The organism is Streptomyces cacaoi (assembly GCF_006539165.1).
GTDB lineage: Bacteria > Actinomycetota > Actinomycetes > Streptomycetales > Streptomycetaceae > Streptomyces > Streptomyces cacaoi.
This window is the reverse complement of record NZ_BJMM01000022.1, coordinates 35,455-58,562: the sequence shown is the minus strand read 5'-3', so window position 1 is coordinate 58,562 and position 23,108 is coordinate 35,455. Positions and strand designations below refer to the sequence as shown.

22 protein-coding genes and 1 pseudogene are annotated in these 23,108 nt (G+C 71.5%); 1 reads left to right on the top strand and 22 read right to left on the bottom strand.

Features of this window, described 5'->3' with window-relative positions:
* Positions 1-36: 36 nt before the first annotated feature.
* Together tsf and rpsB are read right to left on the bottom strand one after the other, a co-directional pair.
* On the bottom strand, positions 37-873 hold the full coding sequence (gene tsf, locus SCA03_RS20650; RefSeq protein WP_086817629.1) for a translation elongation factor Ts: 837 nt from the start codon (positions 871-873) through the stop codon (positions 37-39).
* Between the two features lie 142 nt (positions 874-1,015).
* Complete coding sequence (rpsB, locus tag SCA03_RS20645) at positions 1,016-1,909, bottom strand: 30S ribosomal protein S2 (RefSeq protein WP_030895006.1); 894 nt, start codon at positions 1,907-1,909, stop codon at positions 1,016-1,018.
* Between the two features lie 1,085 nt (positions 1,910-2,994).
* On the opposite strand from rpsB, the pseudogene SCA03_RS37405 reads away from it, so the two are divergent.
* A pseudogene (locus SCA03_RS37405) lies at positions 2,995-3,465 on the top strand (M23 family metallopeptidase); the annotation flags it as partial.
* 317 nt (positions 3,466-3,782) lie between these two features.
* Here the strand turns inward: SCA03_RS37405 and SCA03_RS20635 are convergent.
* From SCA03_RS20635 to SCA03_RS20540, 20 genes are all read right to left on the bottom strand, one after another.
* Positions 3,783-4,343 carry a TetR/AcrR family transcriptional regulator gene (locus SCA03_RS20635; protein ID WP_030892657.1) on the bottom strand — a complete coding sequence of 187 codons (561 nt, stop codon included), beginning with the start codon at positions 4,341-4,343 and terminating at the stop codon, positions 3,783-3,785.
* A gap of 153 nt (positions 4,344-4,496) precedes the next feature.
* Positions 4,497-5,351 carry an RNA polymerase sigma factor WhiG gene (whiG, locus tag SCA03_RS20630; RefSeq protein ID WP_030892655.1) on the bottom strand — a complete coding sequence of 285 codons (855 nt, stop codon included), beginning with the start codon at positions 5,349-5,351 and terminating at the stop codon, positions 4,497-4,499.
* Between the two features lie 295 nt (positions 5,352-5,646).
* On the bottom strand, positions 5,647-6,948 hold the full coding sequence (gene dprA / locus SCA03_RS20625) for a DNA-processing protein DprA (RefSeq protein ID WP_141275560.1): 1,302 nt from the start codon (positions 6,946-6,948) through the stop codon (positions 5,647-5,649).
* Complete coding sequence (locus SCA03_RS20620; RefSeq protein ID WP_141275559.1) at positions 6,945-8,561, bottom strand: YifB family Mg chelatase-like AAA ATPase; 1,617 nt, start codon at positions 8,559-8,561, stop codon at positions 6,945-6,947. Before SCA03_RS20620 ends, dprA begins: the two co-directional genes overlap by 4 nt.
* Positions 8,561-8,881: a YraN family protein gene (locus tag SCA03_RS36380; RefSeq protein WP_051847227.1), complete on the bottom strand. Its 321-nt coding sequence runs from the start codon at positions 8,879-8,881 to the stop codon at positions 8,561-8,563. Before SCA03_RS36380 ends, SCA03_RS20620 begins: the two co-directional genes overlap by 1 nt.
* A gap of 558 nt (positions 8,882-9,439) precedes the next feature.
* Positions 9,440-9,763, bottom strand: coding sequence for a DUF2469 domain-containing protein (locus SCA03_RS20610; protein ID WP_030884234.1), 324 nt, complete (start codon positions 9,761-9,763; stop codon positions 9,440-9,442).
* A gap of 39 nt (positions 9,764-9,802) precedes the next feature.
* Positions 9,803-10,543, bottom strand: coding sequence for a signal peptidase I (gene lepB, locus SCA03_RS20605; protein ID WP_086813970.1), 741 nt, complete (start codon positions 10,541-10,543; stop codon positions 9,803-9,805).
* 68 nt (positions 10,544-10,611) lie between these two features.
* On the bottom strand, positions 10,612-11,658 hold the full coding sequence (gene lepB / locus SCA03_RS20600; protein WP_086813999.1) for a signal peptidase I: 1,047 nt from the start codon (positions 11,656-11,658) through the stop codon (positions 10,612-10,614).
* Entirely contained in the window at positions 11,552-13,228 is a 1,677-nt protein-coding gene (lepB, locus tag SCA03_RS37285; protein ID WP_371863963.1) for a signal peptidase I, read from the bottom strand. The genes lepB (SCA03_RS20600) and lepB (SCA03_RS37285) overlap by 107 nt, the downstream gene beginning before the upstream one ends.
* Positions 13,221-13,940, bottom strand: a complete 720-nt coding sequence (gene lepB / locus SCA03_RS20590; RefSeq protein ID WP_030893723.1) for a signal peptidase I — start codon at positions 13,938-13,940, stop codon at positions 13,221-13,223. Before lepB (SCA03_RS20590) ends, lepB (SCA03_RS37285) begins: the two co-directional genes overlap by 8 nt.
* 45 nt (positions 13,941-13,985) lie before the next feature.
* Positions 13,986-14,336 (bottom strand): 50S ribosomal protein L19, encoded by a 351-nt coding sequence (gene rplS, locus SCA03_RS20585; RefSeq protein WP_030884250.1) that lies wholly within the window; start codon positions 14,334-14,336, stop codon positions 13,986-13,988.
* A 126-nt stretch (positions 14,337-14,462) separates the two neighbouring features.
* Positions 14,463-15,278, bottom strand: a complete 816-nt coding sequence (gene trmD / locus SCA03_RS20580; RefSeq protein ID WP_030884253.1) for a tRNA (guanosine(37)-N1)-methyltransferase TrmD — start codon at positions 15,276-15,278, stop codon at positions 14,463-14,465.
* Positions 15,275-15,844 (bottom strand): ribosome maturation factor RimM, encoded by a 570-nt coding sequence (gene rimM, locus SCA03_RS20575; protein WP_030884257.1) that lies wholly within the window; start codon positions 15,842-15,844, stop codon positions 15,275-15,277. The genes trmD and rimM overlap by 4 nt, the downstream gene beginning before the upstream one ends.
* 133 nt (positions 15,845-15,977) lie before the next feature.
* Positions 15,978-16,217 (bottom strand): RNA-binding protein, encoded by a 240-nt coding sequence (locus SCA03_RS20570; RefSeq protein WP_030884261.1) that lies wholly within the window; start codon positions 16,215-16,217, stop codon positions 15,978-15,980.
* Positions 16,218-16,219: 2 nt separating this feature from the next.
* Complete coding sequence (gene rpsP, locus SCA03_RS20565) at positions 16,220-16,660, bottom strand: 30S ribosomal protein S16 (protein WP_030884264.1); 441 nt, start codon at positions 16,658-16,660, stop codon at positions 16,220-16,222.
* 191 nt (positions 16,661-16,851) lie between these two features.
* Positions 16,852-17,517 (bottom strand): hypothetical protein, encoded by a 666-nt coding sequence (locus tag SCA03_RS20560; RefSeq protein ID WP_170298136.1) that lies wholly within the window; start codon positions 17,515-17,517, stop codon positions 16,852-16,854.
* A 209-nt stretch (positions 17,518-17,726) separates the two neighbouring features.
* Entirely contained in the window at positions 17,727-19,157 is a 1,431-nt protein-coding gene (gene proS, locus SCA03_RS20555) for a proline--tRNA ligase (protein WP_086814001.1), read from the bottom strand.
* A gap of 82 nt (positions 19,158-19,239) precedes the next feature.
* Complete coding sequence (locus tag SCA03_RS20550) at positions 19,240-19,794, bottom strand: GNAT family N-acetyltransferase (protein ID WP_051846865.1); 555 nt, start codon at positions 19,792-19,794, stop codon at positions 19,240-19,242.
* A 41-nt stretch (positions 19,795-19,835) separates the two neighbouring features.
* Positions 19,836-21,389 carry a signal recognition particle protein gene (gene ffh, locus SCA03_RS20545; RefSeq protein WP_030884272.1) on the bottom strand — a complete coding sequence of 518 codons (1,554 nt, stop codon included), beginning with the start codon at positions 21,387-21,389 and terminating at the stop codon, positions 19,836-19,838.
* A gap of 339 nt (positions 21,390-21,728) precedes the next feature.
* Positions 21,729-23,030, bottom strand: coding sequence for an ammonium transporter (locus SCA03_RS20540; protein WP_086813972.1), 1,302 nt, complete (start codon positions 23,028-23,030; stop codon positions 21,729-21,731).
* Positions 23,031-23,108: the final 78 nt, after the last annotated feature.

The following is a 23,108-nucleotide window of genomic DNA, read 5'->3' as shown; positions in this document are numbered from 1 at the left end:
ACGCACAACCGGCTCGTGGGTTACGTCAGGTGGCCGTCAGGCGCCGACGCGGAAGCGGGCGAAGCGCTTCAGCGAGACGCCGGCCTCGTCCAGAACCTTCTGGACGGACTTCTTGTTGTCCTTCGCGAAGGGCTGGTCCAGCAGGGCGTTCTCCTTGAAGAAGCCCGTCACCCGGCCCTCGATGATCTTCGGCAGGGCCTGCTCCGGCTTGCCCTCCTCACGCGCGGTCTCCTCGGCGATCCGGCGCTCGTTGGCGACGGTCTCCTCCGGAACGTCCTCACGCGAGAGGTAGTTCGGCGCGAACGCGGCGATGTGCTGCGCGACGTCCTTGGCGATGTCGGCGTCGGCCGAGTCCAGCTCGACCAGCACACCCACCTGCGGGGGCAGGTCCGGGCTGGTGCGGTGCAGGTACGAGCCGACGTAGGCACCCGAGAACTGCGCGAAACGGTCCAGCACGATCTTCTCGCCGAGGGTGGCGTTGGCCTCGTCGACGTACGCCTGCACCGTCTTGCCGGCCTCGATCTCGGACGCGAGCAGCGCCTCGATGTCCGCCGGGGAGACCGACTCCACGTGCGCGGCGATGGCCTCGGCGACCGCGAGGAACTTGTCACCCTTGGCGACGAAGTCCGTCTCGCACTTCAGCTCGACCAGCACACCGGCGGAGTTGTCCGCGGCGATCCGGGCGACAACCGCGCCGTTCTCGGCCGTACGGCTCTCGCGCTTGGCGACGCCCTTCTGACCCTTGACACGCAGGATCTCGACGGCCTTGTCGACGTCGCCCTCGGCCTCGTCCAGCGCCTTCTTGCAGTCCATCATGCCGGCGCCGGTGAGCTCCCGGAGCTTCTTGACGTCGGCGGCGGAGTAGTTCGCCATGGTCTGTGAATCTCTTCTCGGAAAGTCGATGAGGATGGATCGGCCGCGCGGAGCGGACCACCCCACGGCTGTACGGCGGGGGCGCCTGCCCCCGCCGTACCTCCCGTGGTCTGCGGGACCCGCGCATCGCGCGGCCGGCGGATCAGCCCTGCTGCTCGGCGGGCTTCTCGGCCTGCTCGGCCTCGGCGGCCGGAGCGGCCTCGGCAGCCGGGGCGGCAGCGGCCTCGGCCGGCTTCTCCGCCTCGGCGGCCTTCTCGGCACCGCCCTGCTGCAGGAGGTCGCGCTCCCACTCGGCCAGCGGCTCACCGGCGGCCTTCTCGCCCTTGGCCTCGCCGGAACCACCGGACGAGCGGGCGATCAGGCCCTCCGCCACGGCGTCGGCGATCACACGGGTCAGCAGCGTGACGGAGCGGATCGCGTCGTCGTTGCCCGGGATCTTGTAGTCGACCTCGTCGGGATCGCAGTTGGTGTCGAGGATCGCGACCACCGGGATGTTGAGCTTGCGCGCCTCACCGACGGCGATGTGCTCCTTCTTGGTGTCCACGATCCAGACGGCGCTGGGCACCTTCTGCATCTCGCGGATACCGCCCAGCGTCTTCTCCAGCTTGGCCTTCTCACGGGAGAGGACCAGCAGCTCCTTCTTGGTGAGGCCGGAGGCGGCCACGTCCTCGAAGTCGATCTGCTCCAGCTCCTTGAGGCGCTGCAGACGCTTGTAGACGGTGGAGAAGTTGGTCAGCATGCCGCCGAGCCAGCGCTGGTTCACGTAGGGCATGCCCACGCGGGTGGCCTGCTCGGCAATGGCCTCCTGGGCCTGCTTCTTGGTGCCGACGAACATGATGGAGCCACCGTGCGCGACGGTCTCCTTGACGAACTCGTAGGCGCGGTCGATGTACGACAGCGACTGGAGCAGGTCGATGATGTAGATGCCGTTGCGCTCCGTGAAGATGAAGCGCTTCATCTTCGGGTTCCAGCGGCGGGTCTGGTGCCCGAAGTGGACGCCGCTCTCCAGCAGCTCCCGCATCGTGACGACGGCCATGGCCGTTCTCCTTGGTTTGCTCGGTTGTCATCAGCGCGGGCCGGATGGCCCCCGCGTCCTGACGCCCCTGCGCGCCGCCCGGGAACCGACCGGAACACCGTGCGCAAGCACCGTGCTGCAGACCGTCCCTGGGACCGAGTGGCGCGGCCACCGAAGGAAGGTGGCGGGGCGTGCGAAGTCAGCCCGGTCACCCGGGCCGCACCAGCAGTGTACGGGACCCGCGCCACCCCCCGCTCCCGCCGGGTACCGCAACCCCCTCTCCCCCTCCCCACCCGACACCCACGTCTCCCCCACCCCCGGCCACCCGCCCGAGCGACCGACTTTTCCACAACTCCCCGGTACTCCCCAGATTTCCACCAAGATCCCCACCCACCCCGCCGCCCCGGCACCCTCATCCCATGCCCCACCACTCCCCACCCCCGAACCCCCTCCCCAGCACACCCACCAGCCCTCCCGGCACCCCCACCACCCCCGCCCCCACTACAGCCCCGAGCACCGGCACACCCCCTGACACCGGTGCGACCCCCGACACCGGCGCAACCTCCACCGCCACCACAGCCCCTGGCGACGTCACCCCCACCCCCGCGCCGCTCCCGGACCCTTCGCCCCCACCGACCCAACCGCCGCTTCCTGGCCTCTCGCACCCGACGACTCCCGTGCCGCCGGTGCGGCCCGGCACCTCACGCCCCCGGCACCGCCCGGACCCCCGACGCCGATCCCGCCGCGCACCCGTCCCGCAGCCACGGCGCCCCGCCCTCCTCGGCAGGCCCTCACAGCTCCGCCCGCGCGCAGGGCCCGGACACCGACCCGGCCCACGCAGCACGTGGGCCCCGGCCACCGCGACCCTCACCGCGGCGACCGCCCTCGCACTCGCCCTCGCCCCCTCGGCACCGGCCGCCCCACCCCGGACCGCTCCCGCGCCCGCTCCTGCCCGTCCCCCGTCGGCGGGTGCGGGAGCCCGCCCGCTCCCGGAACACACTTCCGGGAGCGGGCACCCCCGTCACCGACCAGCAGAAAAACCCCACGACACCGACACCGACACCGACCCCCGTGACCGGGCCTGGCCCATCGAGGCGCCCGACGGCCGACCACGCCCCGCCGTGCGCCGCGGCTGGGAGCCACCTCCCGCCCCCTGGGCCGCAGGGCACCGAGGAGTGGACCTCGCAGCCGCACCCGGCGAACCCGTCCGCGCAGTCGCCGCAGGCACCGTCTCCTTCGCCGGAAAAGTCGCCGGCACAGAAGTCGTCTCCATCGAACTGAACGCCACCGGCAAACCGCCCCTGCGCACCGCCTACCAGCCAGTGCACCCCACCGTGCACAAAGGCGACCACGTCACCGCCGGACAACAAGTGGGCACCCTCGCCCCCGACAGCGAGAGCAAACCCGACACCCCTGACCAGCGGAAGGACAGACCCCACCAGCGCAAGGCCGTCCGAAGACACTGCCCTGCCGCCTGCCTGCACTGGGGGCTCCTCCGCGGCAGGCGCTACCTGGACCCACTGACCCTGCTGCCGCCCGGGCTGCTCGGCTACGGCCCCAGCCGACTGTTGCCCGTCCACGGCATCCCGCTCCCACGGGAAGGCGGACCCGCACACCACACGCTCATCGGCGCACCCCGGACCGCCGGTGACAGGCAGACCTCACACACCGTGATGACGACCGCACTACTCATCTGCGCAGCCGGCTGGGCACACCGCCGACTGCGCCGGAGCACACGCTCACGCGACAACACAGGGCGACACCGCACCGGTGTCGCACGGCTCCGAGCTGCCATCACGCTCATCCGAAAGGCGTGACAGAGCAGGAGGTGGGGGGAGGAGGGGAGGGGGAGGGGAGGGGGAGGGGGGGAGGGGCCCCAAGGCGAGCGTTTCGCTCAGGCGCCCTTCACCCCGTCCAGCGCCATCGACACGGTGGCCTGGATGATCTCTTCCGGTACTTCGGCGGCTCCCATTTCGATGCGCCGTACGCCGGCGTCCACGACGCCTTGCAGCAGCATCGCCGTGAGTCGGGGCTGCTGGTGTCCGAGGTCTTCCAGCGCCTGGACGACCATGGAGATCAGTCCTCCGTGCGCGGCCCGGATGCGTTCGCGGGCGCCGGCGTCGAGTTCACCGGCGGAGATGGCGACGACGGCGCGGTGCCGGCGGTCTCCGACGAGGGTGAGCTGCTGGCGCACATAGGCTTCGACTTTGTCGCGGGGGCTGTCGGCCTCGGCCATCGCCGATTCGACCTCGGCTGCCCAGACGGGGAAGTCGACGGCGCAGAGTTCTTCGACGACGGCTGCGCGGGAGCGGAAGTATTCGTAGACGGAGGAGCGTGCGAGTCCCGTTCGCTGGGCGAGCGCGGGGAAGGTCAGCGCTTCCGTTCCGCCCTCGGACAGCAGTGACCGGGCGGCGTCCAGCAGGGCCGCGCGCTGCATTGTCCGGTGCTCGGCCACGGAGGCCGCTCGAATCCTGGGCACATATCCAGCTTACGGACGACGGCCCGTCGTCCCTACAGGCAGGCCCCCGCTTTCCTGGGGAGGGCGGCCCGTTCCGTTTCTCCTGTGGGGCGGCTTCGCCCTCTGTGTCCCGGCCCGTCCGGTGGCCGGTCAGCCGCTGACGTCGGCGAGCTTGGCTCTCAGCTGGAGGACGGACTTGGTGTGGATCTGGCTGACCCTGCTCTCGGTGACGCCGAGGACCTGGCCGATCTCGGCGAGCGTGAGTCCCTCGTAGTAGTAGAGCGTGACCACGGTCTTTTCGCGGTCGGGGAGCGTGTTGATGGCGCGGGCGAGCAGCCGGCGCAGTTCACGGTCCTCCGCGATCTCGACGGGGTTGTCGGCTGCGGTGTCCTCAAGGGTGTCCATGAGGCTGAGCCGGTCCGAGCCGTCGGAGCCGACGTGCAGCAGCTCTTCGAGGGCGACGACGTTGGCGAGGGACAACTGGCTGAAAACGCCGTGGAGTTCTTCCGTGGCGATGCCCATCTCGTCGGCGACCTCTGCCTCGGAGGGGCTGCGGCGGAGTCTGGCTTCCAGCGTGGCGTAGGCCCGTTCGACGGCGCGGGCCTTCTGCCGGACGGAGCGGGGGATCCAGTCGAGCGCCCGCAGTTCGTCGATCATGGCGCCGCGGATGCGGGTGATGGCGTAGGTCTCGAATTTGATGGAGCGTTCGGGGTCGAACTTCTCGATGGCGTCGATGAGTCCGAAGATCCCGGAGGAGACGAAGTCGGCCTGTTCCACGTTGGGTGGCAGGCCGACGCTGACTCTTCCTGCCACGTATTTGACCAGCGGCGAGTAGTGCAGGATCAGTTGCTCGCGGAGTCTGCTGTCGCCGTTCGCCTTGTAGGACCGCCACAGTTCCTCCAGCGAGCTGGGCGCAGTCCTGGCCGTGTCGTCGTCCACCGCGGCCTGTACGGCGGCGGTGGCCGCTGTGGCCGTGTGGTCGGGCCGGGAGAAATGCTGAGGCATGCGTCCCTTGAGCCGTTCTGCTGGTGGTGGTCTGTTGGTGTGCGGAACCGTGTGTCTCATTGAGAGATGGTGTGAGCGTAGCGTGACCGTAGCGTCGCTTTGGGCGATCAGACGTCTCTGTGCCCGGTTCCGTGCCCACCAGCCCGGTCCCGTCGCTTCCGGAAGAGCCTCATCGCCCGACGCGGTGCACGTGAGACGGGTGCGCCAGCGCCCGTCGTCCACCCGGTGGGCGCCGGGCGGCACGTGCACATGGCTCAGCCTTTCACTCGATAGCCCCAGGTCAAGGACCGGCTCTTCACTCGATCGAGTGCGCCTTCCCCGGTCTCGCCAACCGCCAGTGCGCACCGTCGCGTTCGACGAATCCCAGGGCCTGGAGCTCGTGCAGATGCGCGAGAACGAGCCGGGTCGGTACCCCGGCGGCGCGGGCGAGCCCGGCAGGTTCGGCTGATGCCCGGCCGGGCATGGCTTCCAGAACGCGTGAGCATTCGGCGTTCAACGCGTCGCGTGGGACGGAGGGGCCGCGGCGCTGTGGAGCGAGTTCGCCCATCATGCCGACCATTTCGATCACTTCGTCGGCGTCCGTGATCACTACGGCTTCGCCGCGCAGGAGTTGGTGCACACCTTGGGAGAGTCCCGAGGTGATGGGACCGGGGACGCCCATCAGATGTCGTCCGAGTGCGAGGGCGCGCCGTGCGGTCACGAGCGCCCCGCTGCGCAGCGCTGCTTCGACGACGACGGTTCCCGGGGTGAGGGCGGCGATGACACGGTTGCGCAGGATGAACCGGGGCCGGGTGGGGTGTGCGCCCGGTGGGAGTTCGGCGAGGAGCAGCCCGCGTTCGGCCATGGTCCGGATGAGTTCCTGATGGCCGGAGGGGTAGCCGACGTCGACTCCGCAGGCCAGTACGCCGAGGGTGGGCCCGCCGGCGGCGAGGGCTCCCCGGTGCGCGGCGGCGTCGATGCCGTAAGCGGCGCCGGAGACGACGCTCCAGCCGCGTTCGGCGAGACCTGCCGCGAGGTGGGTGGCGCAGTGTGCGCCGTAGTCGGTGCAGGCGCGGGAGCCGACGAGGGCGACGGAGCGCAGGGCGAGGGTACGGAGCGAGGGGGTGCCGCGTACCCAGAGGCCGATGGGCCGGGCCGGTCCCAAGTCGTCCAGTTGTCGGGGCCATTCGGGGTCTCCGGGGCACAGGAACCGTCCTCCTGCGCGGGTGATCGATTCGAGGTCGTCCTCCGGGCGGATGTTCTGGGCGCGCGCTCTGAGGCCGGCCCAGCGCCGTGGGGAGGCGTCCGGCAGGGCGGGAGCGCCGGGGGTGGTGAGGGCGTCGAGGATGGCGCGTGGCGGGAGGGTGGCGAGCCAGCCGCCGACGAGGGTGTCGCCGGGTTCGGCGATGCGGGTCAGGGCGACGCGGGCGAGGCGTTCGGCGTCGGAGGGCGGTGCCGGGCTGTCGGGCGGGGCTTCCGGTGGCGAAGTTCCGTTGTGCGGGCGGGTGGTGGAGGGGGCTTTCGGGCCGGTCTCTGGCTCGGGTGGCTCTTGTCGGGGCTCGTGCCGAAGGGACGGGTGGGTCCCGGAGTCGTGGGGTGGGGTGTCGTGGGTGGTCATGCGGGGCGTTCCGGTACGAGTCGGCCGCGCCGGACGCCGGTGCGCATCTCCAGCGCGCTGTTCACGTCGTCGCGGGTGGGGCAGGGGTGGCCTGCGAGGTCGGCGATGGTCCAGGCGACGCGGAGTACCCGGTCGAGGCCGCGTGCGGTGAGAACGCCGTGTTCGAGGTCGGCTTCCGCTTCGTGGAGGGCGCCGGATTCGGCGGGGTAACGGGTGCGCAGTTCGTGGCCGGGGACTTCGCTGTTGGTCTTCCAGGGGGTTTCCCGGTAGCGGGCTTCGGCACGGTGCCGGGCTTCTGCCACGCGGTCGGCGACCGCCGCGGTGGGTTCGCCGCGTGTTCCGGCGGCGGCCAGTTCGGCGCGGCCGAGGGGCTGGACGGGGACGCGCAGGTCGACGCGGTCGAGGAGGGGGCCGGAGAGCCGGGCGCGGTAGCGGCGGACGGAGGCGGGAGGGCATTCGCAACCCAGGGCGGCGGTGCCGGGGCTGCCGTGCCGGCCGCAGGGGCAGGGGTTGGCGGCGAGGACGAGGAGGAAGGCGGCGGGCATGCGCATCATGCCGGCGGCGCGGGCGACGGTGACGTGGCCTGATTCGAGGGGTTGCCGCATGGCGTCGAGGACGCGGGGGCCGCATTCGGCTGCTTCGTCGAGGAAGAGGACGCCTCGGTGGGCGAGGGAGACGGCTCCGGGCCGGGGTACGCCGGTGCCGCCGCCGATGAGTGCGGCCATGGTGGTGGAGTGGTGTGGTGCGCAGTAGGGCGGCCGGACGACGAGGGGCTGGCCGGGCGGGAGCACTCCGGCGACGGAGTGCACGGCGGTGACTTCGAGGGCTTCGGTGCGGCTGAGCGGTGGCAGCAGCCCGGGGAGGCGTTCGGCGAGCATCGTTTTCCCGGCTCCGGGTGGCCCGGTGAAGAAGAGGTGGTGTCGTCCGGCGGCGGCGATTTCGAGGGCTCGGCGGGCGTGTTGCTGGCCGGTGACGTCGGCGAGGTCCAGGAGGCGGTCGCGGCCGGGGTCGGCGGTGATGCGGGGGTCGGTGAACTGTTGCAGGGTGTTTCCGCCGGGGACGGGTGGGTCGGGGCGGTCGTCGCTCTCCTCGGGTGGGGGTTCGCCGGTCAGGTGGGCGATGAGCTGGCTGAGGCTGCGTACTGCGGTGACCGAGACCTCGGGGACGAGGGAGGCTTCGGCCGCGGTCTGGTCGGGGACGACGACGTGCCGGTATCCGGCGTCGACGGCGGCGAGGACGGCCGGGAGGACGCCGCGGACGGGCAGGATGCGGCCGTCCAGGCCGAGTTCGCCGATCATCATGAGCCCGGCGATGGTGCGGGGGTCGATGCGTTCGGCGGCGGCGAGGACGGCGCAGGCCACGGCGATGTCGAAGCCGCTGCCGCTCTTGGGCACGGAGGCCGGGCTGAGTCCCACGGTGAGCTTTTTCTGGGGCCAGGGCACGCCGGAGTTGACGACGGCGGCGCGTACCCGGTCGCGGCTTTCGGTGAGGCTCTTGTCCGGGAGGCCGACGAGGGTGAAGGCGGCGACGCCGGGTTCGAGGTCGGCCTGTACCTCGACGGGTACGCCTTCGACGCCGACGAGGGCGACGGAGCTGGTCCGGGCGAATGCCATCAGCCGACTCCCCGGATGTGTTCGACGGTGGGTGCGCCGCGCTGGGGCAGGAGGACGCCGATGAGGTCGATGCGGACGCCGCCGGGCGGCGGCTGGCCGTGGCGTGCGAGCCAGCGTTCGCTGAGCCAGCGTGCGGCGAGGCGCCTGAGGCGCGCGGTCCTGCGTGGCGGCAGCGCCTCCATGGGGTGCTGGAAGGCGGTGGTGCGGCGGGTCTTGACCTCGCAGATGACGAGGGCGTCGCGATCGCGGGCGATGAGGTCGATCTCGCCTTCGGTGCAGCGCCAGTTGCGTTCGAGGACGACCATGCCCCTTTCGCGCAGCCGTCGGGCGGCGAGGTCCTCGCCGTAGCGGCCGAGGGCGTTGCGTGCCTTTCCTGGGTTCCGTGTGCCGGGCGCGGGCTCGGGGGTGCCGGGGCGGGCGGGCCTGGCCGCTGCGGGGGCTGCCGGCCTGGCCGCTGTTCGGGGGCCGGTGGGCCCGGGGGAACTCGCGGACCGCGTGCGTGCGGTGTCCGGGGCCGTCCGTGGGGCGGGAGGGCGGGTCCGGGTGCGGGCGGGTGGGCGTTGTGGGCTTCGGCGTGCGGTGCGTGCGGTGGGTTCTCCGCTTCCGTCGGCCGGGGCGGTGGCCGGTGCGGGCCGGGTGGGGCGGGTCTTGTCGGTGGTCATTCCCCATCACCTCCGAGGCCGACTGTGGCCCGGCGGGAAGCGGCGTGGGGATCTTGGTCGTTTTCTGGGGACAACCTCGCGGGTGTGGACAACTTCGTCACCCGTGTGTGTGAGGTCGCGTGACGACGCCCGGACCGCGGTGGTCCGGGCGTCGGTGTGGTGGTGGAGGGGCCGGGTCGATGGTGCCCGGGCCGGTGGACCGGTGGGGCCGACCCGTCAGTTCTTGAAGCCGGTGTCCTCCGGCAGATCGAGTTCGCTCTTGTTGAGTTCCTCGATGTTCACGTCCTTGAAGGTGAGGACTCTGACCTGTTTGACGAAACGTGCCGGCCGGTACATGTCCCAGACCCAGGCGTCCGCCATCGAGACCTCGAAGAAGACCTCGCCCTGCACGGAGTGGACCTGCATCTCGTAGTCGTTGGTGAGATAGAAGCGCCGATCGGTCTCGATCACATACTTGAACAAACCGACGACGTCTCTGTACTCCCTGTAGAGCTTCAGCTCCATCTCGGTCTCGTACTTTTCGAGGTCCTCGGCGCTCATGGCATGTTCCCCTTCAGCCGTGCGTCCCCCCATTGTGCGTCACCCGGAGCGGCGGCGTGCCGATGTTGTGAAGCGCCGCGCGAGCGGCCCGTAGGCGGCGCCGCCCAGTACCAGGACCGCGCCGACGACGACGCTGAGCAGGACGAGCGGCAGCGGCCCCGGCTCGGAGGTGCCGGCGGGCAGGTCGGCGAAGCCGGTGGCCTCCGGGAGCATGCCCGCCTCGCCCATCGGCCAGGCCACGGCGTCGACCCGGGCGGAGACGGCCGAGCGCGGCACCGCGCCGCGTCCGGCGTCCTCCAGGTGGGTCCGGGAGTCGAGCGAGTCCTGCCGGTTGTCGCCGAGGAGGAAGAGCTTGCCGTCCGGCACGGTGGTGGAGAAGGGCTCCCGGCCGCCACGCCCCTGGGAGCGGAGATAGGGCTCGTCGACGGGGATGCCGTCGACGGTGAGCCGTCCGTCCCGGTCGCAGCAGGCGACCTTGTCGCCGCCGACACCGACCACCCGCTTGATCATGGGCATGTCGCCCCACACGGCGTCCTGGAAGACGACGACATCGCCGCGGTGCACATCGGCGCCGTCGGTGCGTTCGGCGAGCACACGGTCGCCGGACTTCACCGTCGGGTCCATGGAGTCGGTGGGGACGGTGAACGGCTTGTACAGCACGGCGCCCCAGAGGAAACCGCCGAGGAAGAGGACACAGCCGAGGGCCACCGCCAGCCCGGAGAGTGTGTTCCCCAGGCGGCTGTGGCCCTCTTCGGCGTCGGGACGCTGAGTCTTGCCCACTTCCGCTCCCCCGCTCTCGCGCGCCTTCGAAGATCTGCGCGAACACTACCCGGGGGTACGGGAGGACGTCAGCCCTCGGCAGGATCCCTTCGGCCGGCCGCTGCGCCCTGCGGTGCGAGCCCCGGTGCCCTGGTGAGAAGCCGCTTGCGCCGCCACAGCACCAGCGGCAGGGCCCCGGCGACACCGAGGGCGGCGGGCGCGGCGCCCAGGGCTCCGGATGCCTGTACGCCCTTCTGGTCGAAGGTGTCGGGGACCGGGAGCGTGCCCCAGCGGTTGATGGGCCACGCCTTGACGATCGCGCGGCCGACGACCTGCTCCTCGGGGACGAATCCGCCGCCGGGCTGGTTCTGGTGGTACCGCGAGTCCAGGGAGTCCTGGCGGTGGTCGCCCATCACCCACAGCTTGCCCTCGGGAACCTTCACCGGGCCGAACGGCTTGTCGTCGCACGGGGTGTTGCCGGGGTAGATGTAGTCCTTCTCGTCCAGCGGTGTGCCGTTGACGCGGACCTTGCCGCCCTCCTCGCACTGCACGGTGTCGCCGCCGACCGCGATGACCCGCTTGATGAGGTCCTTCTCGTTGGCCGAGGGGCGCAGACCGATGAAGCTGAGCGCCTGCTGGACCGGGTTCTCGTCGACCGTGGCCTCGGGCAGCCAGCCGCCCGGGTCGTGGAAGACGACCACTTCGCCCCGGTCGGGCGTCGAGCCGAACCACGGGGTGAGCTTGTCGACGAGGACGCGGTCCCCTCGCTGGAGGGTGTCCTGCATCGAGTCGGAGGGGATGGAGAACGCCTGCACGAAGAAGGTCTTGATGACCAGGGCCAGGACCAGCGCGATCCCGATGAGCAGCGGCAGTTCCTTCCAGAAGGCGCGCTGCTGCTTCTTCGGGTTCTTCGCGTTCTTCGCTCCCTGGCCGGACTGTGCGGCGTCCGTGCCGCCGGGTACGTCCGACGCCCGGTCGTTGCTGCCGTCGTCCCCCGGGGACGTGCCTTCCGCGCCGGCGGTCACCCCGTCACTCCCTCTGTCCACGGCCGGCGGCCCCGCGTCGCCCGCCTTGCCGTCCCGTCCGGGACGCTCGTCCTCCGGGTCGCCGGAGCCGGACCGTGCGCCGACCGCCAAGTCCCCCACATTCACTCCTCACACTGCCTTGCCGCCTGTCCGAGAGCCGGTACAGGCCCACCACTCCCATAACGAGCGGGAGTTCCGCAGAGAACGGGAGTTGCGCCACTGGATTCTCTCGTCTTGCGGGCGCCGCGGCCGCACCGGCCGCATCGGGGACCGACGCGAAGGTTTTCGGCTCTTCCAAGCGTCTCCAATGATCGAAGGGCCAGGCGATGACGACTGCCCGGCCAACGACCAGGTCCTCCGAGATGGTTCCCTGGTGCGGTTCCCGCATGTGGTAGCGGGAATCCCCGGAGTTGGCACGGTGGTCCCCCAGCACGAAGACCCGCCCCTGGGGCACCTTCACCTTGAACTTGATCCGCGAGGGTTCGTTGCCCGGGTGGACGTACGGCTCGTTCAACGGGTGCCCGTTGACGGTGATACGGCCCTGGTCGTTGCAGCAGGCGACGGTGTCACCGCCGACGCCGACCACTCTCTTGATCAGGTCCTGCTGATCGTCGGACGGCAGCAGACCGATGAAGGTCAAGAATTCTTTGCCTTGTTTGATGCCGAACGGAGGGTCCTTCTTCGGCTTGTGCTCCTCGTCCAGCCAGCCCCCGGGGTCCTCGAAGACGATCACGTCCCCGCGCTCGGGCCTGGAGCCGAACCAGGGGGTGAGCTTGTCCACCAGCACCCGGTCCCCGACCCGGATCGTCTGCTCCATGGAGCCGGAGGGGATCACGAACGCCTGCACGAGGAAGGTCTTGAGCACCAGCGCGATGAGGATGGCGACCCCGATGAGGATCGGGATCTCCTTCGTCGCCGACAGCCGCCGGCGCCGCTTGATGCGCTTCGCCGCCCGCCTGCGGTCGGCCCGGCCCTGGCCCGCACGCCGGGTCGGCGCCGCCTGGCCCTCGTCCCGGCTCTCGCCGGGGCCCTCGTACGCGGGCCCGTGCCCGTCGGCGCCGGCCGGTGCGCCGGGCTGTCGCGGCGGGACGGAGCGGGGACCGCGCAGCGCCAGCGTCTCCCCCGCGTCGGGCGCGGGCGGCTCCTGCGCCGGGCCGGGCGGGGGCGGCGCGGGGTGTCCGCCGTGCGCGGGCGGGCCGCCGGTGGCGCTGCCGGAGGTGTAGTCGTAGGGCTCGGTGTAGGTGTAGCGGCCCTGGTACGGGTTGTAGACGCCGGGCGCGGGCGGTTCGCCCTGCGGCCACGGCTGCTGTGCCCCGCCGGAGCCGGGCGGTCCGAAGCCGGGCCGGCCGTGGCCGGACGCTCCGTAGCCGGGGCCCTGGCCGTTCGGCGGTGCGGCCGGGCCGGGGCCGTTCGGCGGCGGCGCTGCCGGGCCGTGACCGTTCGCCGGGGCGGCGGGCTGCTGCCGGGGGTATCCGGGTCCGGGGCCCGGGATGCCGGGCGGTGCGGGCGGTCCGGGCGGGGTTTCCGGGCTCGCGTGGCCGTTGCCGTGGGCGGCGCTGCCGGCTGCGCCCGGCCCGTCGTACTGCCCGTACTCGTCGTCGTACTCGCTCGGGACGCCGTAGGCGTAGCGCCGCCGGGGGCGGGGGGTTCCACCGGGGCCGTGCCCGGTGCGGTCAGTCATGGCCGCCCGGCGCGGCGCCGGCTGCCACCGATCCGAGGCGGCTGGGCGGCCAGCCGATCCACTCGGCGCGGCCGATCACGCGCTCCACGGGGACGGTGCCGCCGCCGGGCTCTCCGAGATGGTCGCGGGAGTCGCTGGAGCGGGCGCGGTGGTCGCCCATGACCCACAGCCGTCCTTCGGGAACGCGGGTCTCGAAGGGGACGGCGGAGGGTGCGTCGCCGGGATGCAGATAGGGCTCGTTCACCGGGCGGCCGTTCACCTCGATCCTCCCCCGCTTGTCGCAGCAGCTCACCAGGTCCCCGCCGACACCGACGACGCGCTTGACGTAGTCGGACTCGGCGGACGGGACGAGGCCCGCCGCCGCGCCGGCCTCACGCAGCGCCGAGGCCACCGAGCCGGAGCCGGTCTCCTCGTCGCCGGCGAACGACCCGGTGCCGTCGAAGACGATCACGTCGCCGCGCTCCGGCAGGCCCCCGAACCGGTACGCGAGCTTGTTGACGAGGATGCGGTCACCGACGCGCAACGTGGGGTCCATCGAGGAGCTCGGAATCAGAAAAGGCTGCATCACGAAGACATTGGTCAGCAAGAGGGCACCCAGTACGCCACCGCCCCACAGGCACAGACGAACGGAGCGCGACCAGCGCTTCTGTCCCTCGGGGGGTACGGAAGAGCGGTCGCGCTCCGATGCGTTCTGCTGTTCCTGGGTGTCCATCGGACGGAAGCCTAACCCCCGTTAGGGACACCGCAGTACGCGAGATCAGTTCTCGCGCTTCTCCTTGATCTTGGCGGCCTTGCCGCGCAGCTCGCGCAGGTAGTACAGCTTGGCGCGGCGGACGTCACCGCGGGTCACGACCTCGATCTTCTCGACGATCGGGGTGTGCACCGGGAAGGTGCGCTCGACACCGACGCTGAAGCTGACCTTGCGGACGGTGAAGGTCTCGCGCACACCGTCGCCCTGGCGGCGGATGCAGACGCCCTTGAACTGCTGCACACGCGAGCGGTTGCCCTCGATGACGCGCACGTGCACGTTGACCGTGTCGCCGGGGCGGAACGCCGGGATGTCGCTGCGCAGGGACGCGGCGTCGACGCTGTCGAGAAGGTGGGACATGTCCGTCTGCTTCCTCGCTGATGCCACAGGTCATCAACGGAATGATCGTTGAGTGATGGGAGCGTCACTCCGGCCGGGCGTCGGTCCCCCTGTGGCAGGGTCGCGGGCCGGATGTGAGGCAGCGGCCTATTCTTCCACGTGCTCGCCTTCCGGCCAAAATCGGCCGTCCGTTCCCTGCCGCCAGCCCAGCGCTTCGAGCGCCGCGCGGTCGTGCTTGTCGAGGGCCGACGGGTCGCATCCCGCGATCAGATCGGGCCGGTGGTCCGCGGTGCGGGCGAGCGCCTGGTCCCTGCGCCACCGCGCGATCCTGCCGTGGTGCCCGCTGAGCAGGACCTCGGGGATGCCGCGGCCGCGCCACTCGGGCGGCTTGGTGTAGACGGGACCCTCCAGCAGCCCGGCCATGGCGCCGGGTGCGAAGGAGTCGTCACGGTGCGACTCGGCGTTGCCCAGCACCCCGGGCAGCAGCCGCGCGATGGCCTCCACCATGACCAGGACGGGTGCCTCCCCGCCGGCCAGGACGTAGTCGCCGATGGAGACCTCGCGCACATCGAGCCGCTCGCCGTACTCGTCGATGACGCGGCGGTCGATGCCCTCGTAGCGGGCCGGGGTGAACACCAGCCACGGCTTGCCGGACAGCTCGACGGCCATCTCCTGGGTGAAGGGACGCCCGCTGGGCGTGGGGACGACGAGGACGGGCTGCTCGTCGTCCCCGGCGTCGGCGAGGACCTCATCGAGCGCCTCCCCCCAGGGCTCCGGCTTCATCACCATGCCGGGGCCGCCGCCGTAGGGGGTGTCGTCGACCGTGTGGTGCCGGTCGTGGGTCCAGGCACGCAGATCGTGGACGCGGACGTCGAGGTCGCCGCGGGCGCGGGCCTTCCCGACCAGGGAGACGTTCAGCGGCTCCAGGTACTCCGGGAAGATCGTGACGACGTCGAGCCTCACCGGGACCGTCCCTCGTCTTCGCTTCCGCCCTCGCCCGCTGCGGCGTCCGTCTCGCTCCCGCCGTCGAGCAGGCCCGGCGGGGGGTCGACGACGGCGCGCTGGGCGTCCAGGTCGATCTCCGGGACGATCTCGGCGACGAACGGAATGAGGATCTCGCGCTCGTCCTCGGCGCGGACGACGAGCAGATCCTGGGCGGGCAGATGGGCCACCGACTCGATCCTGCCGACGGCGGTGCCGTCGCGGGTGACGACGTCGAGGTCGACGAGCTGGTGATCGTAGAACTCCTCCGGGTCCTCGGGCGTCTCGTCCGGGTCGACCTCGGCGATGAGCAGGGTGTTGCGCAGGGCCTCGGCGGCGTTGCGGTCGCCGACGCCCTCGAAGCGCAGGAGCAGCCGGCCGCTGTGCACGCGGCCGGCCTCGATGGTGAGCGGCCCGGCGGTGGGCGGGTCCGTGGCGAGGGTGGCGCCGGGTGCCAGCCGCAGTTCGGGCTCGTCCGTCCTGACCTCGACCGTGACGTCGCCCTTGATGCCGTGGGCGCGCCCGATGCGCGCGACGACTAGCTGCACTGTGTCTCTCCGTGCTCGGTGTGTGCGCCCCGCGGCCACCGGCCGAGGCGGTGCGCCCGCGACAACGGGCCGGGGGCGGCGGTGTGCCGTCCCCGGCCCGTGCCGGTGCTGCATGCGGTTACATGTCCAGCGTTCAGCGGACCTGGTCCACATCGACGAGGTCGACGCGGACGCCACGGCCGCCGAGGGCACCCACGACGGTGCGCAGCGCGCGTGCGGTGCGGCCGCTGCGGCCGATCACCTTGCCGAGGTCGTCGGGGTGGACCCGGACCTCCAGCACGCGCCCGCGGCGCAGATTGCGGGACGCGATCTGCACCTCGTCGGGGTGGTCGACAATGCCCTTCACCAGGTGCTCGAGGGCTTCCTCGAGCATGGTCACGCCTCGGTCGACTCGGACGCCGAGTCGGCCTTGGACTCGTCCGCCTTCTTGTCGCCCTTCTTCGCCTTCTGGGTGATGGCCTCACCCTGGGGCTCGTCCGCCGACTCCTTGGCCGCGGCCTCGAAGAGCGCACGCTTGTCGGCCTTGGGCTCGGCGACCTTCATCGGCGCCGGGGCCGGCAGACCCTTGTACTTCTGCCAGTCACCGGTGACCTTGAGGATGGCCTCGACCGGCTCGGTCGGCTGCGCGCCGACACCCAGCCAGTACTGCACACGCTCGGAGTTGACCTCGATACGCGAGGGGTTCTCCACCGGGTGGTAGAGACCGAGCTCCTCGATGGCCCGGCCGTCACGGCGGGTGCGGGCGTCGGCGACGATGATGCGGTAGTGAGGCGAACGGATCTTGCCCAGACGCTTCAGCTTGATCTTGACTGCCACGGGTGTGGTGTCTCCTGGTCTTGACGTGGGTGGACACGACGGGCGATCCCCGTGGGGTTGAGGTGCCGGGTGTCCGATGGACGCGTCAGCCGGAGGAGAGAGGGATCCTGTGCGGCTGCCGAGTTCAGCCGACCATGATGCCACACCGCTCGGACCCCCAGGAAACCCTCCCCCCCCGCCGGCTGTGCGTCTCAGCGGCCCGCGCCGACCGGCTCGGGCTGTACGGCGGCCGCGTCCGCCGGGATGCGGAACTGCTTGCCGCAGGCCCCGCACATGATCGGCGCCTGGGCCAGCACGGAGGGGACGACCCGGACGTTGCGCCCGCACTCGCAGACGGCCTTGACCCGCACCCCGCCACCGGAGGAGCCGTGCCGGGCGGCCGGGCCGCGGAAGCTGCGCCCGGTGTCGTTCTCGGTGGCGGCGCTGTACGCCTTCAGGGCCCGCTGGAGGCGTTCCGTCGTCGTGCGGTAGCGCCGTCTCGTCTCGGGCGTGAGGGCCACGAGCGAGAAGCCGCTGCTGGGGTGCGGCTCCTCGGGGTGGTCCAGCCCCAGCTCCTCGGCGATCGCGAGGAACCGGCGGTTGTGGTAGCGGCCGGCCCGCGAGGTGTCCCGCACACCGCGGGCCGCCGCGATGCCGTGGACTGCCTCGTGCAGCAGCCGTTCGAAGGAGAGCCCGGCGCCGCAGGCGGACGACGACTCCCCGATCAGCGATTCAGGTGCGGCCAGATCCGGCAGCTCGGGGTGGTGCCGTTGAATATCGGCCCAGGCGGCTGCCAGCTCGGCGGCGAGAACTGGTGGTGTCGTGCTCACGTCGTTCCCAACGAGCGGGACAGCGGCGGTGTTCCGATTCCGGGGCATCCCAAATAATTTGCACGTACCAGTCAGTTCTCGGCTTTGGCGCCCGAGCCGGGGCGGGCGCGCCGAACCGGCCGCAAGCCCCGGGAAGCCCCCGGAAGCCGCCGGAAATCCCGGAAGCGCGGCACCGGGCGCATCCCGGGACGTTTCGCGGTCCGGCCGCGCCGGTGCCGTGCCCGCTCGTGCTCCGCTCGTCGGGGCGGGCCCCCGCGTCAGTAGGCGCGGGCCACCAGGGCCAGGTTCCCCGGGGCGTCGTCCTCGGCCGGGACGGTGCCGTCCTCCGCGGTGAGACAGCGCACCGTCACCGACCGCGCCGCCAGCTGCCGCTCGCCTTCCGGGCCGAGCAGGGCCCAGGGGATGCGGGCCCAGCCGCCGGCCGCCGCTGCCTGTGCGGCCTCGTCGATGGTACGCACGTCGCTGGTGCGCTCCGTACGCCGCTCGCGTGTGCGGCGCAGCAGCAGCGCCTGGTCCTCCTGTACGAGGCCGGGCAGCAGCGCGGGCAGTTCCGCGAGCGGGCGCTGCTCCTTGGTACCGGGAACGCGCCGCACCAGGGTCGCGGTTCCCCCGGCTCCCGACGGATCGTCGAGGTCGCGCGGCCCGATCTCCACGCGGAAGGGCACGCCCTTGAGCTCCCAGTCGACCGCGCGGCGGCCGAAGGGGACGTCCGTGCGGTCGTCGACGTGTACGCGCAGGCCCTCGACGCGCAGCCGCGCGGCCAGTTCGCGCACCCGCGCGAGCACGGGCTCGTCGCCCTTGACGGCGAGGACGACGACCTGCTGCGGGGCGAGCAGCGGCGGCAGCCGCAGGCCGTCGTCGTCGCCGTGCGCCATGACCAGGGCGCCGAGCATGCGTGTCGTGCTGCCCCAGGAGGTCTGCCAGACGTGTTCCCGGCGGCCGTCGCGGGTGGTGTGGACGGTGTTGAAGGCGCGGGCGAAGTTCTGGCCGAGTTCGTGGCTGGTGCCCATCTGGAGGGCCTTGCCGTCGTCCATCATCGCCTCCAGGGTGAGCGTGTTGAGGGCTCCGGCGAAGCGTTCGCGTGCGGTCTTGCGGCCGGGCACGACGTCGACGGCCAGGACGTCGGTCATGAAGGCGGCGTACACGTCGCGGTGGATGCGGGCCGCGAAGTCGCGCGCCTCCTCGTAGGTGGCGTGCGCCGTGTGACCTTCCTGCCAGAGGAATTCGGAGGTGCGCAGGAACAGCCGGGGCCGCATCTCCCAACGGACCACGTTGGCCCACTGGTTGATCAGCAGCGGCAGATCGCGGTAGCTGTGCACCCACTTGGCGAAGTACTCGTTGACGATCGTCTCGGAGGTGGGCCGGACGACGGCGGGCTCCTCCAGCTCCTTGCCGCCGCCGTGGGTGACGACGGCCAGCTCCGGCGAGAAGCCTTCGACGTGCTCGGCCTCCTTCGTCATGTAGGACTGCGGGATCAGCAGCGGGAAGTAGGCGTTCTGTACGCCCGTCTCCTTGATGCGTGCGTCCAGGCCGGCCTGCATGCGTTCCCAGATGCCGTAGCCGTACGGTCGGATCACCATCGTCCCGCGCACCGGCCCGTTCTCGGCCAGCTCCGCCTTGTTCACCAACTCCTGGTACCAGCGCGGGAAGTCCTGCGCCCTGGGCGTGAGGACGGGTGTCTTTGCCATGCCGGGCATCGTAGGGCCGGGCACGTCGCGCGTCCGGCCGGTTTTCCCCTGGGCGGGGCGCGCGGGGGCGTGCGCCGGGGTGTCAGACGGCGTCGGAGGTGACGGATGTGCCGGAGGGAGCCGGCGGCCATTCCTCGGCGGTGAGGGCGAAGCGTTCGTGGTCGCGCCAGGCGTCGTTGAGGTAGAGCATGCGCGGCGAGAACCCCTCGTGGCGGAAGCCGAGGCGCTTGGCGAGGGCGAGGGAGCGGGAGTTCTCCGGCTGGACGTTGATCTCCAGGCGGTGCAGTCCGAGCCCTTCGGGTACGGGCGCGAAGCAGCGGGTGACGACGAGCCGGAGCCCTTCGGTCATACGTCCGGTGCCGGCGTAGGGAAGGTAGCTGTCGTAGCCGAGCGCACCGTTGCGGAAGCGGGCGCGGACGATGTTGGCGACGTTGACCCTGCCGACGAGGCCGTCGTCCTCCCGGTCGAAGATCATGAACGTCCGCAGGGTGGGGCCCTGGCGGCGCAGCAGGTCGGGAAGGCCGTCGGGCTCGACGGGGTTCCAGGGCCTGAGGTGGTCGGCGGACCGGACGACGGCCTCGCTGTAGAGCCGGGCGTCGGTGGCCTGCGGGGGACGGATGTAGACACGTGGCGGCATGGACGACATGCCTGTCATCATCCGCCCCCGTCACGGCGGGTTCACTTCGGGGGCAGCATGTCCTTGAACTCCTGCGGCAGTTCGAAGCTGCCCGCGTCCTGGCCGGGGCCGGGGATACCGAAGGCGTTGCCGTCGGAGTCGGCCTTGCGTGCGGCGGCGGCCTCCTCCTGCTGCTTGCGCTTCATCGGGTTGCCGGACTGGCGCTTGCCCTTGGCCTTCTTCTGCTGCTTGCCCTTCTTCTTGGAGCCGCCGCCCTGGCCCGGCATGCCGGGCATTCCGGGCATGCCGCCACCCTGGGCCATCTTCGACATCATCTTGCGGGCCTCGAAGAAGCGCTCGACGAGGTTCTTGACGGCGCTGACGTCCACGCCGGAACCGCGGGCGATACGGGCCCTGCGCGAGCCGTTGATGAGCGTCGGTTCGGCGCGCTCGGCGGGCGTCATGGACTTGATGATGGCCGCGGTGCGGTCGACCTCGCGCTCGTCGAGGTTGTTGATCTGGTCCTTCATCTGGCCCATGCCGGGCATCATGCCGAGCAGCTTGGAGAGCGAGCCCATCTTGCGGACCTGCTCCATCTGCGCCAGGAAGTCGTCGAGCGTGAACTCCTTGGGGCCCTTCGCCAGCTTGGCGGCCATCTTCTCGGCCTCTTGCTGGCTGAAGGTCTGCTCGGCCTTCTCGATCAGGGTGAGCATGTCGCCCATGCCGAGGATGCGCGAGGCCATCCGGTCGGGGTGGAAGGCGTCGAAGTCGTCGAGCTTCTCGCCGTTCGAGGCGAACATGATCTGCTTGCCGGTGACCTGGGCGACCGAGAGGGCCGCACCACCGCGGGCGTCACCGTCGAGCTTGGAGAGCACGACACCGTCGAAGCCCACGCCGTCGCGGAACGCCTCGGCGGTGGAGACGGCGTCCTGGCCGATCATGGCGTCGACGACGAAGAGGATCTCGTCGGGCGAGACGGCGTCGCGGATGTCCGCCGCCTGCTGCATCAGTTCCTGGTCGATACCGAGCCGGCCGGCGGTGTCGACGATGACCACGTCGTGCTGCTTGTCCCGCGCGTAGGTGATCGAGTCCTGCGCGACCCGGACGGGATCGCCGACGCCGTTGCCCGGCTCCGGCGCGAAGACGGCGACACCCGCGCGCTCGGCCACCACCGACAGCTGGTTGACGGCGTTGGGCCGCTGCAAGTCGGCCGCGACCAGCATCGGGGTGTGGCCCTGCTGCTTGAGCCACAGGCCGAGCTTCCCGGCCAGGGTGGTCTTGCCGGCGCCCTGGAGGCCGGCGAGCATGATCACGGTCGGCGGGGTCTTCGCGAACCGCAGCCGACGGGTCTCGCCGCCGAGGACGCCGATCAGTTCCTCGTTGACGATCTTGATGAACTGCTGGGCGGGGTTGAGAGCCTTGGAGACCTCCGCACCGAGCGCCCTCTCCTTCACCTGCTTGATGAAGGCGCGGACGACAGGAAGGGCCACGTCCGCTTCCAGCAGAGCGATACGGATCTCGCGGGCGGTGGCGTCGATGTCCGCCTCGCTGAGGCGCCCTTTGCCCCGGAGGTTCTTGAACGTCGCACTCAGGCGGTCGGAAAGGGTATCGAACACAGCGCTCGTCGGTCCTCGGGTCGATGGCGGGGGTCAGTCCTGCCAAGGGTATCCGCCCGCGCCGCACGGGCATCCCCGCCTGCCGGATTCCCCGCCGCACCCGGGCCCCGCCCGCCCGGGCCCGCGCCCTCCCCCGTGGCGGCGGCCCGGCCGGGCTCTCCTCGGGTGCCGGGCGCGGCACACCGGGTGGCCGGGCAGGACCCGAGCGCGGCGAGGCGGCGCAGCTGCCCGCCCGCTCCGGTGATGTGCCTCATATGTGCCCGCTCGGAAATTCCGCGCCCCCATGGAGGCAGTCGGACAGCTGAGGGCGGTCAGGCGTCCGCGCTCAGCTGTGGGCGCTCACACCTCCGCGCTCACGTCCACCTTGGCGCCGTCCGTGCCGGGCGGCACCGCCGCGATCCGGGAGACGGGCCGCGCCACGGATGTGCGGGGGCGGGCCGAGGAGCCGACGGCGCCGAAGTCGTAGGCGGTCTCCGCGTGATAGGCCCGGTCGACGCCCGCGCGCTCGTCCTCCGCCTCGGCGCGGAACCCGATCGTCCTGTGCACGAGCTGGGCCAGCAGCCAGGAGACGACGAAGGAGAAGGCCAGGACGGAGAAGGCGCCGAGGGCCTGCTTGCCGAACTGTTCGAGGCCGCCCACGCCGTCGACGGCGAGGAAGCCGACCAGCAGGGTCCCGACGAGGCCGCCGACGAGATGGACACCGACGACGTCGAGGGAGTCGTCGAAGCCGAGCGCGACCTTCCGGCCCACGGCCCAGGCACAGACCAGCCCGGCGACGAGGCCGGTCAGCAGCGCGCCCAGCGGGCTGACGTCGGCGCCCGCCGGTGTGATGGCAACGAGCCCGGCGACGGCTCCGGAGGCCGCGCCGAGCGTGGTGCACGCGCCGTGCCGCAGCCGCTCGTGGACGAGCCAGCCGCAGACGGCGGCGCCGGTGGCGATCTGGGTGTTGAGCGCCATGGTGGCGGCGCTGCCGTCGGCGGCGAGCGCGGAGCCGGCGTTGAACCCGAACCAGCCGAACCACAGCAGCGCCGCCCCCAGGACGACCAGCGGAAGGCTGTGCGGCCGCATGGGTTCGGCGGGGAAGCCGAGGCGGCGGCCGACCACGAGGACGGCGGCGAGCGCCCCGGCCCCGGCGTTGATGTGCACGGCCGTCCCGCCGGCGAAGTCGACGACCTCCAGCTCGTGCAGCCAGCCGCCGTCTGCCCACACCCAGTGCGCGACGGGGAAGTAGACGGCGGTGACCCACAGTGCGAGGAACACCGCCCAGGCGCCGAACTTCACCCGGTCCGCGAGCGCCCCGCTCATCAGTGCCGGGGTGAGGACGGCGAACATCATCTGGAAGAGGACGAAGGCGAGCACGGGGATGCCGTCCTCGCCGGTGAGGGTCCCGGCGGAGATCCCCCGCAGGCCGGCGAGATCGAGGGAGCCGACGACGCCCCCGACGTCCGGCCCGAAGGCCAGGGAATAGCCGTAGAGCACCCACAGGACGCTGACGATGCCCAGCGAGACGAAGGACATCATCAGCATGTTGAGTGCGCTCTTGACCCGGACCATGCCTCCGTAGAAGAAGGCGAGGCCGGGTGTCATCAGCATCACCAGTGCTGCGCTGATCAGGACGAAGGCGGTGTCCGCGCCGTTCACTTCGGCTCCTCGGCGTCGAGCGGGTCACGCCCCGCGCACAGGGCCCGGGGCGGGTCGTGTGCGCCAGATTCGCCGAGC

Bases quoted from the DNA above. Each gene is read 5' to 3' on its own strand.
- tsf (WP_086817629.1), bottom strand. From the start codon at position 873: ATGGCGAACTACTCCGCCGCCGACGTCAAGAAGCTCCGGGAGCTCACC.
- rpsB (WP_030895006.1), bottom strand. From the start codon at position 1,909: ATGGCCGTCGTCACGATGCGGGAGCTGCTGGAGAGCGGCGTCCACTTC.
- whiG (WP_030892655.1), bottom strand. From the start codon at position 5,351: ATGCCTCAGCATTTCTCCCGGCCCGACCACACGGCCACAGCGGCCACC.
- dprA (WP_141275560.1), bottom strand. From the start codon at position 6,948: ATGACCACCCACGACACCCCACCCCACGACTCCGGGACCCACCCGTCC.
- SCA03_RS20620 (WP_141275559.1), bottom strand. From the start codon at position 8,561: ATGGCATTCGCCCGGACCAGCTCCGTCGCCCTCGTCGGCGTCGAAGGC.
- SCA03_RS20610 (WP_030884234.1), bottom strand. From the start codon at position 9,763: ATGAGCGCCGAGGACCTCGAAAAGTACGAGACCGAGATGGAGCTGAAG.
- lepB (WP_371863963.1), bottom strand. From the start codon at position 13,228: ATGACTGACCGCACCGGGCACGGCCCCGGTGGAACCCCCCGCCCCCGG.
- lepB (WP_030893723.1), bottom strand. From the start codon at position 13,940: ATGGACACCCAGGAACAGCAGAACGCATCGGAGCGCGACCGCTCTTCC.
- rplS (WP_030884250.1), bottom strand. From the start codon at position 14,336: ATGTCCCACCTTCTCGACAGCGTCGACGCCGCGTCCCTGCGCAGCGAC.
- SCA03_RS20570 (WP_030884261.1), bottom strand. From the start codon at position 16,217: ATGCTCGAGGAAGCCCTCGAGCACCTGGTGAAGGGCATTGTCGACCAC.
- SCA03_RS20560 (WP_170298136.1), bottom strand. From the start codon at position 17,517: ATGCCCCGGAATCGGAACACCGCCGCTGTCCCGCTCGTTGGGAACGAC.
- proS (WP_086814001.1), bottom strand. From the start codon at position 19,157: ATGGCAAAGACACCCGTCCTCACGCCCAGGGCGCAGGACTTCCCGCGC.
- SCA03_RS20550 (WP_051846865.1), bottom strand. From the start codon at position 19,794: ATGCCGCCACGTGTCTACATCCGTCCCCCGCAGGCCACCGACGCCCGG.